The sequence below is a fragment of the Cupriavidus sp. GW822-FHT02D05 genome, assembly GCF_058802485.1.
The window spans coordinates 54,356-71,748 of the sequence record NZ_JBXAOE010000029.1 but is presented as its reverse complement, the minus strand read 5'-3'; the positions used below and the strand labels follow the sequence as shown (position 1 = coordinate 71,748).

At 64.8% G+C, this 17,393-nt stretch carries 12 protein-coding genes; 11 read left to right on the top strand and 1 reads right to left on the bottom strand.

The window, feature by feature from the left end:
• The first annotated feature begins 82 nt into the window (after positions 1-82).
• The 10 genes from AC1RQK_RS30965 (at position 83) to tagF (ending at position 15,185) form a co-directional block, all read left to right on the top strand.
• Positions 83-2,377: a T6SS effector phospholipase Tle3 domain-containing protein gene (locus AC1RQK_RS30965; RefSeq protein WP_492813132.1), complete on the top strand. Its 2,295-nt coding sequence runs from the start codon at positions 83-85 to the stop codon at positions 2,375-2,377.
• Positions 2,378-2,383: 6 nt separating this feature from the next.
• Positions 2,384-3,946, top strand: coding sequence for a hypothetical protein (locus AC1RQK_RS30960; RefSeq protein WP_492813130.1), 1,563 nt, complete (start codon positions 2,384-2,386; stop codon positions 3,944-3,946).
• Between the two features lie 2 nt (positions 3,947-3,948).
• A complete protein-coding gene (locus AC1RQK_RS30955) occupies positions 3,949-5,517 on the top strand; it encodes a hypothetical protein (RefSeq protein WP_492813128.1) in 1,569 nt (522 codons plus the stop codon).
• Positions 5,518-5,519: 2 nt separating this feature from the next.
• Positions 5,520-7,109, top strand: coding sequence for a hypothetical protein (locus AC1RQK_RS30950; protein ID WP_492813126.1), 1,590 nt, complete (start codon positions 5,520-5,522; stop codon positions 7,107-7,109).
• A 64-nt stretch (positions 7,110-7,173) separates the two neighbouring features.
• Positions 7,174-7,449 (top strand): PAAR domain-containing protein, encoded by a 276-nt coding sequence (locus tag AC1RQK_RS30945; RefSeq protein WP_492813124.1) that lies wholly within the window; start codon positions 7,174-7,176, stop codon positions 7,447-7,449.
• Positions 7,446-7,994: a type VI secretion system lipoprotein TssJ gene (gene tssJ / locus AC1RQK_RS30940; RefSeq protein ID WP_492813122.1), complete on the top strand. Its 549-nt coding sequence runs from the start codon at positions 7,446-7,448 to the stop codon at positions 7,992-7,994. The genes AC1RQK_RS30945 and tssJ overlap by 4 nt, the downstream gene beginning before the upstream one ends.
• Before the next feature lie 4 nt (positions 7,995-7,998).
• On the top strand, positions 7,999-9,342 hold the full coding sequence (tssK, locus tag AC1RQK_RS30935) for a type VI secretion system baseplate subunit TssK (protein ID WP_492813120.1): 1,344 nt from the start codon (positions 7,999-8,001) through the stop codon (positions 9,340-9,342).
• Positions 9,339-10,619: a type VI secretion system protein TssL, long form gene (gene tssL / locus AC1RQK_RS30930; protein ID WP_492813118.1), complete on the top strand. Its 1,281-nt coding sequence runs from the start codon at positions 9,339-9,341 to the stop codon at positions 10,617-10,619. Before tssK ends, tssL begins: the two co-directional genes overlap by 4 nt.
• A gap of 13 nt (positions 10,620-10,632) precedes the next feature.
• Positions 10,633-14,457 (top strand): type VI secretion system membrane subunit TssM, encoded by a 3,825-nt coding sequence (tssM, locus tag AC1RQK_RS30925; RefSeq protein WP_492813116.1) that lies wholly within the window; start codon positions 10,633-10,635, stop codon positions 14,455-14,457.
• Positions 14,454-15,185 (top strand): type VI secretion system-associated protein TagF, encoded by a 732-nt coding sequence (gene tagF / locus AC1RQK_RS30920; RefSeq protein ID WP_492813114.1) that lies wholly within the window; start codon positions 14,454-14,456, stop codon positions 15,183-15,185. The genes tssM and tagF overlap by 4 nt, the downstream gene beginning before the upstream one ends.
• Before the next feature lie 155 nt (positions 15,186-15,340).
• Here tagF and AC1RQK_RS30915 read toward each other — a convergent pair whose 3' ends face one another.
• Complete coding sequence (locus tag AC1RQK_RS30915) at positions 15,341-16,258, bottom strand: LysR family transcriptional regulator (RefSeq protein ID WP_174427085.1); 918 nt, start codon at positions 16,256-16,258, stop codon at positions 15,341-15,343.
• 166 nt (positions 16,259-16,424) lie between these two features.
• Here AC1RQK_RS30915 and AC1RQK_RS30910 point away from each other — a divergent pair, with 166 nt between their 5' ends.
• Positions 16,425-17,378, top strand: coding sequence for an alpha/beta fold hydrolase (locus AC1RQK_RS30910; RefSeq protein ID WP_492813112.1), 954 nt, complete (start codon positions 16,425-16,427; stop codon positions 17,376-17,378).
• Positions 17,379-17,393: the final 15 nt, after the last annotated feature.

Below are 17,393 nucleotides of genomic sequence, written 5' to 3'. Positions count from 1 at the left end.
TCCACGTTCAGCCCTGCCATGACGCACCGCCAGTTTCCGTCCGTCGCCGCCATGACCATTTCCATTGCATCGTGAGCCACACATGATCCAACAAGCCGACTACAGTGCCGAATCACTGACCCTGCCCGGAAGCCCGCGGCAGGATGTGGACTATCCCGCGCGCCTGCCCGGCGTGGTGATCTACGTGCATGGCGTCAACTCCATGGGCGAATGGTTTGACGACAGCGAGGCCGGGCTGTGCGCCGGCCTCAACACCCGGCTGCAGCGCAACACCGATCAGGTGTTTCGCCTCAGGGGCAGCGGGCAATTGCAGCCGGCCACCTATCAGGGGGAACTGAGCGACGACGGCTTCATTCCCGACGATCTGAGTGCCGACAGCTTTGTGCAGGCACCCGGCTACAGCCCGGTGATCCGCTTCCGCTGGGGTTACAAGGCGAGCAAGGAGGAGCTGGCGACTTTCGGCGGAAACACCCTGCTCGATGAGGCAGACGCCTGGGGTGGCGGCCCGTTCGCCAACGGCTGCTCGGCACTGCCGGACATGTTTGGCGGCGGTGCCGATACCGGGCTGTTTCTCGGCGTGGCGTTGCAGGATATGAACCCCGGCGACCGGCTGATCTATGACTGTCCGCCTCGCCACTACCAGGCCTTTGCCGCCTGGCGCCTGGCCAAGCTGGTGGCGCGCGTGCGCGAGCTGCACCGCGCCCGGTACGACGGCAAGGACTGCCCGGTCACGGTGGTCTGCCACAGCCAGGGCAATATGATCGGCATCGGCTCGGCATTTTTCGGCGCTAATCACCCGGATCTCGGGGGGCTGGGCGTGGCGGATACCTACGTGCTGGCGAACGCGCCCTACAGCCTGCAGAAGATCAGGATCGACAATTTCTCCCAGTACGACCTGACGACCATGCGCGGACGGGTCAAGCACGAAGCGCGCGTCCAGAGCCTGGCGGCCTTTTTCGACATGGTGCGCAATGGGCCGGGTAGGCATGCCGATGACAAGGAAGTCAACCGCGAGGTCATGAACGGCGCCCCGCGCAACGGCGACGCGGCATGCAAGGCGGACAAGGACCGCACTGCACGCGCCACGCGCAAGCGGGTCTTTCTCTACTGCAATCCACACGACCGGGTGATCTCGGTGTCGACGGTGCAGGGCGTGGGCTGGCTGGGCCTGAGCGCGGATGAAGTGAAGGCCACCAAGGCCGAGGGCGTGCTGTACCAGCGGGTCTGGGCGCAGGCGATCCTGCCGGGCGGAGAGCCGTTCAAGGTGGGGGCCTGCTCCGGATTCGGTTACAACTACTGGAAACATACGATCGGGGCCCGGCTGGAGCAAAACCAGTTCTGGGAGCCCCAAGCCGACCTGCTGGGCATCCAGATCCAGGAGATCTGGGAGGACCCGCGCCGCAGCGTACTGGGCAAGGCCGCGGTGACTGTGGTTGGCGGACTCACGCATCTTGTGCTCAAGGGCATCACTGCCGCGGGAGGCAAAGTGGCGTATGCCAACGCAGACCCGGAGAAGCAGTGGTCGGTGGAGGTCAACGCGCCCGCGGTACCCAGTGGTGGCATCGAACCCCGCGCGCTCTACCTGGCGCGGGGGAACGGACAGAAACGGGAAGGCGAAACCCCGAGCGGGCTCAAGACGGCCACCGGCGCGGACGACCCGCGCGTGAGAGGGCCATTCAACCGCTACAAGGAGTCTGCTGCCGACGCCTTGAATGCCGCCCGTGCGGCGGGCAGCGATGACCCTTATGCCGGGCAGCGTGCCAGCGGACATGGCGATGCCGCCAGCGAAGCCGGGATGCGCTACGAGCAGAACGCGGCCATCCGGCAGAAGGCGCGGCGGCATATCTACGCCGAGGATGGCAGCCTGCAGTCGGACTCGCCCTACAGCGAGGAAGATGTGAAGAAGCTCAACGCCAAGCAAAACGGCGAAATCCGGAACACCAGGTTTGGGGACTATGCACAAGAGACCCGCATGGGCCTGTTGGCCAAAGGCGTGGACCAGCAGGCCACCAACCACTCGACCATCCTGACCAACCCGGTGCATAGCGAACATGTGCTGGCCTATGACGTGGATGTGGGGGTGTGCTACTTCAACGCGGCGGAACTGAATCAGTTACGGCGTATGGCCGATTGGCGCTGGTGCATGCCAAAGAAGGACGACATCGGGAGTGACCAGAAAGTGGATAACGAACATGAGTACTACCTGTCTGCGAAGGTAGGTGGCAGGGGCCTGGGGGAATTGGGCAAGTACAACAGCCAGCTAGTCGAAGAAGGGGAGCGAAATTGCCTTGAGACATTGCGGATCAATGGCGAACGCAACACCTGGCCACTGCAGGCCAACAATGACGCGGGCGGCAATGGCCCCCGCGTCGCCTAGGTGCCGATGATGTGCCTGCTGCCCAATTCGCGCCGTCTCCGAATGCGCCTTGCCGCCAGGGTCGTGACGTGCCTCTGTCTAGTTCTATCTGCCTGTCAGTCCGGATCCCACATGTCCAACTATTCCCGCAAGCCCGTGGCATGGCCGCGCCCGTCAGCCGCTGCCGCCAATACCGATCCCGCCACCGCGCCGGCCGCGCTGGTGCTGGGAGTGCAATGGCTGAACCCGCTGATGCGTCGCAGCTACCCGACCCAATGGAACCTGCTGTGGGCGCAGGGGCTGGCGCAGCCCAATGCGAACGACACGGAGGCCAAGCGCTTCAAGCTTGGGGACGCCGTGGGCCGGCTGATGAACGGGATTAGCGCGGGCAGGCGCGTCGAGGACATCCCGAATCTTCAAATCAACTATGGAGAGGGCCTGCGCGATTTGCTTGATAACCCACTTCGTACGCTCGATACCTACGCGATCGACCCAAACTACTTTTATTCGGTGCGCCAGGGGACTGACCGGCCGGACTACATGGACACGCGCGTCTTTGCCGGCATCGCGCAACGCTGGATCGGCACGCCGACCTATCTCAATGAAACGCCGAATTCGACCGAACGCGAGATATTGCGGATGCAGAGCCGCGCGGGCGTGCCAGCGCCAAGTGTGATCGCCTACGATGCGGCGCACGCTGAGGAACGCATGCGCGATTACTGGGTCACCATGCACACGGGCTTGGGGGGTAAGCCGGAGCGTGGCGTTTCCACATCCGTAGATATGATCATCGGCGAGCGCACCCTGACCATCAACGCAGTGCGCCGGCTGGTGTTCGACAGGGTGGCCCAAGCTGCCTCATGCGAGAGCGTGCTGCTCAATCCGACCGGCAAGCTGCCCACGGTGACGGTGGCAGCCGGCACGGAAACCGTGGGCTTCTATACGCTGCGGGAAGCGCTGGTCTACCTGCAAGCCAATCCGAAGCGCTTGGTATGGGTCTGGAACATGGATGCACCCAACTATCCGCTGGGCGCGCAGACCAACGAGAACTCGGCCTTCCTGATCCTGGGGCATCCCAGTGCGGACTGGGGCTACGCGCCGCTGGCGGCCATCTATGCGCCGCAGCAGCGCGAGGGCGGCATCCACGCCAACGCGGCCAATCCCGGCGGGGCATGGAATGACCTGCTCAAGGCAGCGGCCGCGCAGGCGTCGCAGGCCAGCCCGGTGCAGCGGGTCTATCACGACGTGCATCCCAAGTCGCCGCAGATCGTGGCGCAGACCCGGGCCTTGCGCGAGGCGCTGCATCGTCAGTGGCCGGATCTGGACCAGGCCGATGCGGTGCACAGCGTATCGGAGCAGATGGTGGGGCCAGCCGGCGCGGCCAGCTTCGCCGTCAACGCGGCGTTTGCGGCGGCCTATGCCAACCAGAGCGGCAAGAGCGCGGTGGTGACCAGTCTGGCCAACCCGGACGATGCGTGGGCGGTGCTGATTGCGCCGCCGCCGGGCTGGCAGCCGCCGGTGAAGACATGGGACCGCGCGCGTGGCGAGGGCCGTGCGTACTGGCCGTGGTTTGGCAAGCGAGCAGGGTGACGATGAGGCAAAGGGATATCCGCACCTTCGTGCATCGGGGCAGACGCCACCTTGTCGCGCGCGTGTGCATTGCGACAAGTGTCTGTTTCTTGCTGGCCGCTTGCAAGTCGTCCGGCGTCAACTATTCCCGCAAGCCCGTCGCATGGCCGCGCCCATCAGCGGCTGCCGCCAATACCGATCCCGCCACCGCGCCGGCTGCGCTGGTGCTGGGGGTGCAATGGCTGAACCCGCTGATGCGTCGCAGCTACCCGACCCAATGGAACCTGCTCTGGGTGCAGGGGCTGGCGCAGCCCAATGCTGACGACACGGAGGCCAGGCGCTTCAAGCTTGGGGACGCCGTGGGCCGGCTGGTCACCGGGATCAGCCCGGGCAGGCGCGTTGAAGATGTCCCGAATCTTCGGATCAGCTATGGGGAGAGCCTGGGCGATTTGCTCGATAACCCACTTCGTACGCTCGATACCTACGCGATCGACCCAACCTATTTTTATTCGGTGCGCCAGGGCACTGACAGGCCGGACTACATGGACACGCGCGTCTTTGCCGGCATCGCGCAACGCTGGATCGGTACGCCGACCTATCTCAGTGAGACACCAACTTCGAGTGAACAGAGGGTGTTGGGCAAACAGAAAGCGGCCGGCGTGCCGGCGCCAAGTGTGATCGCCTACGATGCGGCACACGCCGAGGAACGCATGCGTGACTACTGGGTCACCATGCATATAGGCCTGGATGGCAAGCCAATGCGCGGAGTACCGGCGTCCGAGGAGATGATCATCGGCGAGCGGACCCTGACCATCAACGCAGTGCGCCGACTGGTGTTCGATCGTGTGGCCTTTGCGGCCTCGTGCAAGAGCGTGCTGCTCAATCCGAACGGCAAGCTGCCCACGGTGACGGTGGCAGCCGGCACGGAAACCGTGGGCTTCTATACGCTCCGGGAAGCGCTGGCCTACCTGCAAGCCAATCCGAAGCGCCTGGTATGGGTCTGGAACATGGATGCCCCCAACTATCCGCTGGGGGCGCAGACCAACGAGAACTCGGCCTTCCTGATCCTGGGGCATCCCAGTGCGGACTGGGGCTATGCGCCGCTGGCGGCCATCTACGCGCCGCAGCAGCGCGAGGGCGGTATCCACGCCAACGCGGCCAATCCCGGCGGGGCATGGAATGACCTGCTCAAGGCAGCGGCCGCGCAGGCGCCGCAGGCCAGCCCCGTGCAGCGGGTCTATCACGACGTGCATCCCAAGTCGCCGCAGATCGTGGCGCAGACCCGGGCCTTGCGCGAGGCGCTGCATCGTCAGTGGCCGGATCTGGACCAGGCCGATGCGGTGCACAGCGTATCGGAGCAGATGGTGGGGCCAGCCGGCGCGGCCAGCTTCGCCGTCAACGCGGCGTTTGCGGCGGCCTACGCCAACCAGAGCGGCAAGAGCGCGGTGGTGACGAGTCTGGCCAACCCGGACGATGCATGGGCGGTGCTGATTGCGCCGCCGCCGGGCTGGCAGCCGCCGGTGAAGACATGGGACCGCGCGCGTGGCGAGGGCCGTGCGTACTGGCCGTGGTTTGGCAAGCGAGCAGGGTGACGATGAGGCAAAGGGATATCCGCACCTTCGTGCATCGGGGCAGGCAGGCATCAGGCAAGAGCCATCTTGCCGTGCGCGTGTGCATTGCGACAAGTGTCTGTTTCTTGCTGGCCGCTTGCAAGTCGTCCGGCGTCAACTATTCCCGCAAGCCCGTGGCATGGCCGCGCCCATCAGCGGCTACCGCCAATACCGATCCCTCCACCGCGCCGGCCGCGCTGGTGCTGGGGGTGCAATGGCTGAACCCGCTGATGTGGCGGGACTACCCGACCCAATGGAACCTGCTGTGGGCGCAGGGGCTGGCGCAGCCCAATGCGAACGACACGGAAGCGAAGCGCTTCAAGCTTGGGGACGCCGTGGGCCGGCTGGTCACCGGGATCAGCCCGGGCAGGCGCGTCGAGGATATCCCGAATCTTCAGATTCGCTACAGGGATGGCTTGGGCGATTTGCTCGATAACCCACTTCGTACGCTCGATACCTACGCGATCGACCCATATTATTTTTATTCGGTGCGCCTGGGCACCGACCGGCCGGACTATATGGACACGCGCGTCTTCGCCGGTATCGCGCAACGCTGGATCGGCACGCCGACCTATCTCAACGAAACGCCAAATGGGCATGAACGTGGGTTCCTGAAGGAGCAGGAAGACATGGGCATCCCAGCGCCGAGCGTGATTGCCTACGATGCGGCACACGCCGAGGAACGCATGCGCGACTATTGGGTCACCATGCACACGAACTGGAAGGGGGACCCCGAGCGCGGCGCGCCTGCGACTCAGGCGATGGTCATCGGCGAGCGGACCCTGACCATCAATGCAGTGCGCCGGCTGGTGTTCGACAGGGTGGCCCTAGCCGCCTCGTGCAAGAGCGTGCTGCTCAATCCGACCGGCAAGCTGCCCACGGTGACGGTGGCAGCCGGCACGGAAACCGTGGGTTTCTATACGCTCCGCGAAGCGCTGGCCTACCTGCAAGCCAATCCGAAGCGCCTGGTATGGGTCTGGAACATGGATGCCCCCAACTATCCGCTGGGGGCGCAGACCAACGAGAACTCGGCCTTCCTGATCCTTGGGCATCCCAGTGCGGACTGGGGCTACGCGCCGCTGGCGGCCATCTATGCGCCGCAGCAGCGCGAGGGCGGCATCCACGCCAACGCGGCCAATCCCGGCGGGGCATGGAATGACCTGCTCAAGGCAGCGGCCGCGCAGGCGCCGCAGGCCAGCCCCGTGCAGCGGGTCTATCACGACGTGCATCCCAAGTCGCCGCAGATCGTGGCGCAGACCCGGGCCTTGCGCGAGGCGCTGCATCGTCAGTGGCCGGATCTGGACCAGGCCGATGCGGTGCACAGCGTATCGGAGCAGATGGTGGGGCCAGCCGGCGCGGCCAGCTTCGCCGTCAACGCGGCGTTTGCGGCGGCCTATGCCAACCAGAGCGGCAAGAGCGCGGTGGTGACCAGTCTGGCCAACCCGGACGATGCATGGGCGGTGCTGATTGCACCGCCGCCGGGCTGGCAGCTGCAGCCGCCGGTGAAGACATGGGACCGCGCGCGCGGCGAGGGCAGCGCGTACTGGCCGTGGTTCGGCAAACGAGCAGGATGAGAAACGGGATGCAGGGACGGTAGCCCAGGCTGCCGTGTAGAAACCAGACAGACAGGAGTCTTTCATGTCCGCAGACATCATTACAGTAGGCGACATCACCACCCATGGCGGCGTGGTGATCAGTGGTTCGCCGACCAGCAAGATCAAAGGCAAAGCGATTGCCCGCCTGGGCGATCTGGTGCGATGTCCGCAGAGCTACCCCGACGGGCGCCCGCACGGCATCAACCGGATTGTGCAGGTGGCCGGGCGTTTCAAGGTGGGCGGCATACCCGGCGCCTGCGCGGGCGACCTGACCGAATGCGGCTGCGCGCTGATCGGCAGTCATGAGGCGCGGGCATGAAGGCATTCATGAAGCCATGGCGCATGGCCCCGGCGGGCGCCGGATGGGTTCGCTGGCAGTCGGCAGCCGGCGTTGTGCTGCTGTCGCTTGCTGCCTGCTCTACCACGCCCGCCCAGCGCGAGCAGATGAAGCTGGATCTGGCGGTGACCGCCAAAGACACCGTCAATCCCGATGACAAGGGCAGGCCGTCTCCGGTCCTGGTTCGCGTCTATGAACTCAAGACCGACGGCGCCTTTGAGAATGCTGACTACTTCTCGCTGGAGACGGCAGACAAAGCGCTTCTGACGCAGGATCTGCTGGCGCGGGACGAGTTCATCCTCCGTCCCGGCGAGTCACGGGACATCGAGCGCAAGCTCAACCCGGATACGCAGGCCCTCGGCATTCTGGTTGGCTACAGGGAGCTTGGCAAAGCTACCTGGAGAGCGGTCCACAAATTGCCACCGGCGCCGGAAGCGGCGTGGTATCGCACGGCAATTCCCGCGCGCAAGGTCAAACTGCAAGTCTCGTTGGACCAGCAGACCATCACCATTTCCAAACCTGATTGAATTCATGAGCTGGTATAACAAGGTCATCTGGAGCGAAGGACTTTTCCTGCGCCCACAACTCTTCCAGCAGCAGGAGCGCTATCTGGAGCACTACGCACACAAGCGCAGTGCTGCCCTTAGCCCGTTCTTCTGGGGGTTCCATCAATTCGCCATTGATACCGAGGCGCTGGCGCTGGGTAAGCTGGTGGTTTCAGGGGTTGCCGGCATCTTCCAGGACGGAACACCGTTCGAGGCGCCTGGGCATGCAGCGTTGCCGGCGCCACTGGCGCTGCAGCATGAACACCTGGATCAGATCATCTATCTGGCGGTACCGATTCGGACGCCAAACGCCGAAGAGACGAATTTCGAGGATGGTGCGGATTCCCTGGCACGGTATCGAGCCTTCGAGAAAGAACTGCTGGACGCAAACTCCATTGCGCAGGGGCCGAAGCTGGTGCAACTGGCGAACCTGCGTCTGCGGTTGCTCCCCGGGAAGGAACTTTCAGAGTCCTGGCTTGGACTGCCACTGGCCAGGGTGACCGAGATCCGGGCAGACGGCAGTGCCCGGCTGGATGCCGGCTTGATTCCACCGGTCAACGTCTATACGGCCAGCACGCTACTGAATACCTGGCTTACCGAGATCCACGGCCTGCTGCACTTGCGGGCCGATTCCCTGGCGCAGCGCTTGTCCGCAGCCACCATGCGCGGCGGCGATGCAGCGGAGATATCCGAATATCTGATCCTCCAGCTTCTGAACCGGTACGAGCCGATACTGACCCATCTGCTTGCCGCGAAAGCGGCATCGCCGGAGCTTCTCTATGTACACCTGGCGGCGCTATCGGGAGAGTTGTCGACTTTCGTGCGTACCGATACGCGGCGGCCTTTGCGGCTCGATGCCTACCGTCATGATGCCCCCCACCTTTGCTTGAAGCCATTGATCGAAGATCTGCGCTTCCTGCTCAATGTGGTCCTGGAGCGGGCGGCCCAGCGCATTGACCTTGCGCCGCGGCCAAACGGGATCCGGCTGGCCGTGATTGACCCGAACGACTTCAAACGCTTTGGCACCTTCGTGCTCGCCGTGACCGCTCAGGTTCCGGCGGACGTGCTGCAACAGCAGTTTCCGGCGCAGACGAAGGTCGGCCCTTCCGATCGCCTCGCGGGCCTGATTCACTCTCACTTGCCCGGCCTGCCGTTGCAAGTGCTGCCCGTGCCGCCACGGCAGATTCCGTTCAATGCCGGCCACATCTATTTCGAGCTCTCGCAGCAACATCCGCTGTGGGAGCAGATTGAGCGCTATGGTGGCCTGGCGATGCATGTGGCTGGGAATTTCCCTGGGCTGCGCATGGAGTTGTGGGGGGTGCGACAATGAAGAACCAGCCGACGTTCTCCGCAGATAGTCCGGTCGGTGATCTGGCCGGGCAAGCGCCATCGGGGACGAATCAAGCGGAACCGCATGCCGCGCAGCAGGAGCCAGCGCCGCGCACTTTCCATAAGCCGGTCGAGCAACGGGTCGAAGACATCTTGCGCGCAGCCAACCCGCTGCTGGCTGCGGCGAGGCCGCTGCTGCGCGCGTTGGCGGACCTGCCGGCATCGCTGCGGCAAGACCAGATGGTGACCCTGAAATCGCTTCTGGTGCGGGAAGCACAGGATTTCCAGGCGATCTGCGAGCGCGCCAATATCCGGCGAGAGCACATCCTCGCGGCGCGCTACAGCTTGTGCACGGCGCTGGACGAAGCGGCCAATGGCATGCCGTGGGGCCAGCATGCGTGGGCTGACAACAGTCTGCTGATCCAGTTGCACGGCGAGAACGGCGGTGGCGAAAAGGTGTTCCAGGTGTTGGGCCGCCTGGTGGACTCCCCGACGGAGCATCTGGACGTGATCGAGGTGATTTATCACGTGCTGTCACTCGGGTTCCAAGGCCGCTATGCCGGCCACACTGATGGTCATCGTCATCTCGATACGATCAGGCAAAAGCTCCTGCACCTGATCAGTGGCGCGCGCGCGAGCGTGCCGCGCGACCTTTCGCCGCATTGGCGCGGCGCGGATGCCGGCCGGCTGAGCCTGTTGCGCACGGTACCGGTTTGGGTCACGGTTTCGGTCCTGGCCCTTGCGGTCTTTGGCCTGTTTACCTGGTACAAATACCAGCTGCTGTTCCGCACACATGATCTCGAGCAGCAGATCCTTGCCATTGGGAAGATCACACCGCCGGAGCCGCCCAAGGCGCTGCGCCTGGCAGAGTTGCTCAAGGACGAGATTGCGCGTGGGGTCGTCAGCGTGCAGGAGGATGCGACGCGTAGTGCTGTGACCTTCCGCGGCGACGACATGTTCGGCGGCGGGCGGGCCGAGGTAAGCGGCAAGATCTTGCCGCTGCTGGACAAGGTCGCAGGGGAGATCAACAAGGTCTCCGGCAAGGTGACCGTCATCGGCCACAGCGACAACGCTCCCATCAAGACGGCCAGGTTCCCCTCGAATCAGGCGTTGTCCGAGGAGCGTGCCGCGACCGTGACGGAGTACCTGGCCAGCAAGGGCGTGGCCAAGGGGCGCCTCGAAGCCATTGGCAAGGGCGATACCGAGCCACTTATCGACAACAAGACGCCGGCAGCCCGAGCGAAGAATCGCCGGGTTGAGATCGTCGTTACGCAGTGACCGGGGTCAAGGCATGGAATTTCTGAAACGTATTGGGGGCGCGCTCGTCTCCCGGCAGACGCTAGCACTTGTCGCCGTGCTTCTGGTGGCGGCAGCCATCTGGTTTATCGGACCGCTGCTTGGATTCAATGGCATGCATCCGCTGGCAGGCCTCGGCGCGCGCGCCACGGCCATCGTGCTGTTGCTGGCGCTGGCGCTTTTCTGGCTGCTTGGCTGGCCGGTGTCCACGATCGGGGTCGCCGCGCTGTGCCTGCTGATCTGGCACGCGGGGCCGTTACTTGCCGTCGGGGCCAGCCATCCGCTGGCGCCGAGTTCGGTTCGTATCCTGCTGATCTCGGCCATTGTCCTCGCGTTCGTTGCGTACCTGCTGTACCTGCTTTGGCAGCGTGCACGTACGGATGAGACCTTCGTCGCGAGCCTGCTGAACTTTGGCGGGAAGCGCCAGGAGGTGGTCGCCAAGGATGAAGTTGCCGCGCTCAACACCGCCATCCAGACTGCGCTGCGCCAGCTCAAGGGCATGCGCACCGGCAGCCGGATCGGCCGATTGTTCGAGGGACGGCGCTACCTCTACGAACTGCCCTGGTACATGATGGTCGGCGTGCCAGGGGCTGGCAAGACGACAGCCTTGTTGAACGCCGGGCTGCAATTCCCGATTGCCGAGCAAATGAGCGCGGCGGCTCGCGCACGGCAGGGCACAGAGCAGACGAATTGGTGGTTCACCAACGAGGCGGTCCTGATCGACACGGCAGGCCGCTATACGGCGCAGGAATCGGGTTCGGCGATCGAGCTGGCCGAATGGAAGGGCTTTCTTGGCCTGCTGCGAAAACACCGTGCCCGCGCCCCGATCAATGGTGCGCTGGTGACGATCAGCGTGGCGGACCTGCTGCGGCATTCCGCCGAGGAGCGGGTTGCCGAAGCGGCCAGGATTCGGGCGCGCCTGGCCGAACTGCGTGAGGAACTGGGCATCCAGTTCCCCATCTATGTGCTGGTGACCAAGCTCGATCAGCTTGCCGGCTTTACCGAGTACTTCCAGTACCTGACCAGCGAAGGGCGGGCCCAGCCTTGGGGCTTCACCTTGCCGGTCGCGGGCAGGCGGCGGCGGGGACAGCCGGCAGTGAATGCCGCTGCGCAGTGCCGCGAGGAGATGCGGTCGCTGGTGATGCGGCTGGAGGCAGGGCTGGACGGTCGACTGTATGAGGAGTTTGACCTGAGCCGGCGCAAGGCGCTCTACGCCTTGGAGGACGAACTCGAGAGCCTGACAGAACCGCTCGTCGCGATGCTGGAACAGATCTTTCTGGATTCCCGCTACGACGATACCGAGCGAAACTCCATGCTGCGCGGTGTGTACTTCACCAGTGCAACGCAGACCGCGCAGTCGGTTGTCGCTGATGCCAGCACACTGATCCGGCAGGTACTTCGCACGACGAAGCCAGGCGCGCAAGCAGCGGAGGACGCCGGCGCGAAGGCCACCGGCAACCGCAGCTACTTCCTGCAGGATGTTTTCAATCGCATCATTGTGCCCGAGGCGCACTTGGTGAAGCCGAACCTGCGCTGGGAATTCCGCTTCCGCCTGCTGCGGCTGCTCGGCCACGCGCTGGCACTGGTGATCTTCCTTTGGCTTGCCGGTGCGCTCTATAACAGCTTCGGCCACAACCATAACTATCTGGACGTGGTGCAGGAGAAAGCCAAGGGGCTGGCCGCGACGGTGACGGCGTTCTACAAGAAGCCGCAGCCGGATACGATGCCCGAGGTGCTGGCTGCGGCCCGCGACCTGCCCGCCTACGCCAGCCTGAATCTGGCCGATCCGTCTGTCGACTGGCGGTATGGCCTCTACAGCGTGCCGCCGGTGCTGGGCGCTGCGACCCAGACCCATACGAGATTGCAGGACAACCTGCTGGTGCCATACCTGGTACGCCGGGTCGAAGCCGTGCTGTCCACCGCTGTCGATCAGCGCGATGCCAAGCAGACCTACGACACCCTGCGGGTTTACCTGATGCTGCACGACAGGGACAAGTTCAACGCGTCCAACTTGCGCAGCTGGCTGCAAAGCGACTGGGCAACCGGCAACGGGGCGGAGGCCTTCGGTGGTCGGGTGGCTGTGCTCGCGCATTTGGACAGCCTGCTGGATGGCAGTCGTCCCGTGTTGTCGCCATACGCAAAGAACGAGGCGCTGATCCGCTCGGCGCGGGATTTCCTGGATGGAAATACTTCCGTCGAACGCCTCTACGACCGCGCCAAGGCGGCCATGATGGAGGAGGCGCCACAGGATTTCACGCTGGTGCGCGCGGTCGGGCCGCAGGCTGGCACGGTCTTCACCCGAGCCAGTGGTGAGCCGCTGGAGCGGGGCATCCCTGGGCTCTTCACCTACGCCGGCTACCACGACCTGTTCAATGCGCGCCTGCCGGAATTCGTCGGCAAGGCACAGGCGGTTGATACCTGGGTCATGGGAAGGGGTACGGGGCTCGGCGCTCAAAAAAAAACGCTTGAGAGCGCCGCGGGCAAGCTGACCGGCAACGATCCCCTGACGCGCGAGATTCGACGCCTGTACCTGAGCGAGTATGCGCGGCACTGGGAGGAATTCCTGGGCGATATCCGGACGGTGACCGGCAACAACCTGGCCTTTGACCTGGAGATCCTGCGCAATTTCGCCGCGCCGGACTCCCCGCTGGCCCGGCTGGGCCGGGCAGCGGTGCAGGAAACCACGCTGAGCCGTCCGGTGGATCCCGAGGATAAGTCCCTGGCGGAGAAGGCGCTGTCCGCGCTGGACAAGAAATCCGACAAGGTCAACGCGCTGACCGCCCGCGCCGAGGCTCGCCAGGAGCGCGAGGTGGTCGACAGCCGCTTCGCCGCGCTGCGCGAAGTGGTGACTGGCCAGGCCGATGCCGCCAACCCGGGGGCGCAGGCTGCCGCCGGGAAGCCGCAGCTGGATACGATAGCCGGCATGGTTAACGCCTACTACACCAGCCTGGTAGTGGCCAACAATGCGCTGAACACCCGGAACCTGCCGCCCCCGTCAGAGGCTGGGGCGCAATTGCGCATGGAGGCGGCCAAGCTGCCGGCGCCCTTCAAGGCGGTGTTGGCCGATCTGGTCGTGCAGGGCACCCGGGATGTCAACAAGGGCGTTGGCGACATCCTGATTGCCCAGATGGACGCTGTGATCGGCGAAAGTTGCCGCAGTGCCGTCGACGGCAAGTATCCGTTCACGCCGACGTCGATGCAGGACGTGGATCCGGAGGATCTTGCACGCGTCTTTGCTACCGGCGGTGTGCTGGACGACTTCTTCCAGAAGGTACTGGCTCCACACGTGGATACCACCATCTCGCCGTGGCGCTACAAGTTGACCGCGCCCGATGTGCCACCGGTGGCCGGCCCGAGCCTGGTGCCGTTCCAGCGCGCCAAGGAGATCCGGGAGGTGTTCTTCCGTGATCCGGGCGCAAAGAAGATGGCCTGGAAGGTCGACCTGAAGGTCATAGAGCTCGATCCCGAAATCGTCGAGCTGAACATGGATTTCGATGGGCAGAGCCAGCGCTACGTGCACGGCCCGGTGATCCCGCTCAAGGTGACCTGGCCAGGCCCGCGCGGCGGGCAGGGTGCCGAAATCACCGCCAGCCCGCGCATCCGCCCCGACACCTCGACGTTGACAGCCAACGGCCCGTGGGCCCTGATGCGCGTGATTGCCAAGGGTAAGCTGGCCGGCTCGGCGACAGCCAGCCACTTCGTGGCCGAGTATGACTTTGACGGCCGCAAGGCGAAGCTCGACATCAACACCGGCAGTCTCGCGAATCCATGGACCACCGCCCTGCTGCAGGGCTTCCAGTGTCCGGGGAGATCGGGGTGATTACGGCACCGTCGATTTTCGGCAAGCTGCCAGCGCAAGGGGACTTTGTTCGCCACAATGCGCCCCTGGCCCAGGTGGCGATGTGGCGGAACTGGTTCGACCCCGGGCAGACCGAAGTCCCGGTCCGGGCGCCAGCGCTTTCCATCGTTGGCCAGGCGCCGCATTGGTTGCATCTGACGCCACCCAGCCTCGCGGGCCAAGCCCGATTGCGCGCGGCTGAGCCGTGTCATTTCATCCTGCGCACGCGAGGCCTGAAGTTCCCCAGCGAGGGCAGCTACCTGATTGGTGTCATGGCCGCGTCCCGAGACCGGGTGGGGCGCCGCTACCCGCTGGTGGTCTGGCAGAGCGTCAGCGCTCAATGGGCCGAGCAGCTGCTCGGCGCACCGGCGCACTGGCTCACCGATCTGGTGCAGTTGGTGCATAACCACACCCGCCTGCCGGACCGAACGGGCCTGGCCGCGGCAGTCGATGCCCTGTGGGCCAACCATCGACCCGGCTGGCGGGGTCGCATCCAGGTGTCGTTCAAGCGCCTGGCCGGCGCACGGAATCAGGCCGCCTCGGGGAATTTGCTCAGCGACAGCTTCACTGGGCCCGAAGCCATCCGTGACGACTGGCCGCCGCACCTGTTGCGCAGTGGCAGCCTTGGCAGCGTCTGGCAGGCCGGTACTGGCTGCGCCATGGAAATCGACGGCGTTCCGGCCATGCGCCACATTGTGGCCGGGCTTTGATTTCATTCCTCGACCACGCGCGGCCACGCTCTATAAATTGCTGCTTGCGGGCAACTGCCTGTCGGAGTGCACACATCAGCAGCGGTATGGAACGGCCCGCAGCATCGGCACCTTGTTGATCTTGCTTATCCTGCCGGCGGCCAGTTCGGGCCCGCTTACGCAAACAGATCCATGCCCTGCACCAGGCGCTTCGCCAGCCGTGGCTGCCGAAACTGATCCAGCCACCATTCGAGCGCGCGGCCCTCATGGTCGCCCCGCCACGCCACATACAGCGTGTTGGGCTCGCGCGGATCGGCCGTGCGCTTTTCCACCAGCTCCCCACGCTTGAGCAGCGAAGCCACGCGGTGCCGCGGCAGCCAGCCGACGCCCAGCCCCTCGCGCTGCGCCAGGATCTTCGCGCGCATGCTCGGCACGGCCAGCGAGGCTTGCCCGCCCACCAGGCCGTAGGCCCGCCCTGCGGTACCGCGCGATGAATCGGCCACAGCCACGCCCCGGTGCGCCGAGATGCGCTGGCGCGTGAGCGGCTCGGCTACGCTGGCAAGCGGGTGGCGCGGCGCCACGGCAAAGACCCATTCGACCACGCCGAGCTCGAACCAGCGCAGGCCGGGGATGGCGGGTGGCTCATTGGTCGCGCCGACGATCACATCGGCGCGGCCGTCGCGCAGCGCTTCCCAGGTGCCGCTGAGGACTTCGTGGGTCAGGCGCAGCGCCACGCCGGATTTGAGCGCATCGAAGCTGCGGATCACCGGCATCAGCAATTCGAACTCGAGCACTTCATCCGTGACGATCCATAGACGATCTTCCCAGCCGCTCGCCACCTGCCGCACGCGCTGGGTCATGCGCGATACGTCCTGCATCAGGCGCGCGGCCTCTTCGGCCAGCAGGTGGCCGGCAGGGGTGAGTTGCAGGCGGTAGCGGCGGCGGTCGAACAGCAGGGCGTCAAAGCGGCCCTCCAGTTGCCGGGCGGCGTGGGAGACGGTCGATGGCGCCTTGCCCAGGCGCGCCGCGGCGCGCGAGAGGCTGCCGCTGTCCCGGATGGCTTCCAGCAAGGCCAGTTCGTCTTCTGACAACATGTTCAACTCCGTCGAACGAGTTCATCGGGAAAATCGTACGGCAAAACACATGTGCCGGCGCAATATTCGTCGCAATGCTTCACCCGATTCCCGAAACCCCTTTGTTTGCAAGCGCCGTCGGCCAGGAGAGTACGTCCAGCCATGGCACAGTCACCGGAGAAAAGTCATGGCTCTCATTCATCGCATCGCAAGCTACGCCGGCGCCGCATTGCTGGTGTTCGGCGCGCTCGCTGCGCCACGCGCCGAAGCCGCTGCCGCCGCCGTCGTCTCTCATACGATCAAGGCGAACGGCGTTGCCTTGCACTACCTGCAATCCGGGCGCGGTAGTGGCACGCCGGTCGTGCTACTGCACGGCTACGCGGAATCCAGCCATATGTGGCTGCCGCTGATGGCGAAGCTTGGTGACAAGCGTACCGTGATCGCGCCGGACCTGCGCGGCACGGGCGACTCGGCGATGACCGAGTCGGGCTACGAGAAGAAGAACCTGGCGCAGGACATTCACGCCATGGTCCAGGCTCTCGGCTATCGCAAGATCAACATTGTTGGCCACGATATCGGCCTGATGGTGGCTTACGCTTACGCCGCGCAATACCCGGACGAAGTGGAAAGCGTGACGCTGATGGACGCGTTCCTGCCCGGCGTGGGCGACTGGCAAAAGGTCTGGCTGCTGCGCGACAAGTGGCACTTCAACTTCTACGGCGACACGCCGGAGAAGCTGGTGAAGGGCCGCGAGCGTACCTACTTTGAACACTTCTGGAACGATTTCGCCGCTGACCCGAAGCACTCGGTGTCGGAGGCAAATCGCCGGATTTATGCTGCCAACTACGCCAAGCCGGGCCGGATGCGCGCGGGATTCGAGTTCTTCCGTGCGTTCCCGCAGGATGCCGAAGACTTCGCGGCGCTGGCAAAGCACCCGCTGCCGATGCCCATGCTGGTGCTGGCGGGCGAGAAGGCTTCGGGTAGTTTCCTGATCGACCAGGCGCGTCTCGTCGCCACCCATGTGCAAGGCGTGATCGTCAAGGGCTCGGGGCACTGGCTGATGGAAGAAGCGCCAGGGCAGACCATTTCAGCTATCGTGCAGTTCATCGACGCGCCGTCGCAACCCGTTAGCGCCGACTAAGACGCCTACCTCACC

Coding starts and splice junctions, on each gene's coding strand:
- tssJ (WP_492813122.1), top strand. CDS start 7,446: ATGAAGGCATTCATGAAGCCATGGCGCATGGCCCCGGCGGGCGCCGGA.
- tssL (WP_492813118.1), top strand. CDS start 9,339: ATGAAGAACCAGCCGACGTTCTCCGCAGATAGTCCGGTCGGTGATCTG.
- AC1RQK_RS30950 (WP_492813126.1), top strand. CDS start 5,520: ATGAGGCAAAGGGATATCCGCACCTTCGTGCATCGGGGCAGGCAGGCA.
- AC1RQK_RS30910 (WP_492813112.1), top strand. CDS start 16,425: ATGGCTCTCATTCATCGCATCGCAAGCTACGCCGGCGCCGCATTGCTG.
- tssM (WP_492813116.1), top strand. CDS start 10,633: ATGGAATTTCTGAAACGTATTGGGGGCGCGCTCGTCTCCCGGCAGACG.
- AC1RQK_RS30915 (WP_174427085.1), bottom strand. CDS start 16,258: ATGTTGTCAGAAGACGAACTGGCCTTGCTGGAAGCCATCCGGGACAGC.
- tssK (WP_492813120.1), top strand. CDS start 7,999: ATGAGCTGGTATAACAAGGTCATCTGGAGCGAAGGACTTTTCCTGCGC.
- AC1RQK_RS30960 (WP_492813130.1), top strand. CDS start 2,384: ATGATGTGCCTGCTGCCCAATTCGCGCCGTCTCCGAATGCGCCTTGCC.
- AC1RQK_RS30955 (WP_492813128.1), top strand. CDS start 3,949: ATGAGGCAAAGGGATATCCGCACCTTCGTGCATCGGGGCAGACGCCAC.
- AC1RQK_RS30965 (WP_492813132.1), top strand. CDS start 83: ATGATCCAACAAGCCGACTACAGTGCCGAATCACTGACCCTGCCCGGA.
- AC1RQK_RS30945 (WP_492813124.1), top strand. CDS start 7,174: ATGTCCGCAGACATCATTACAGTAGGCGACATCACCACCCATGGCGGC.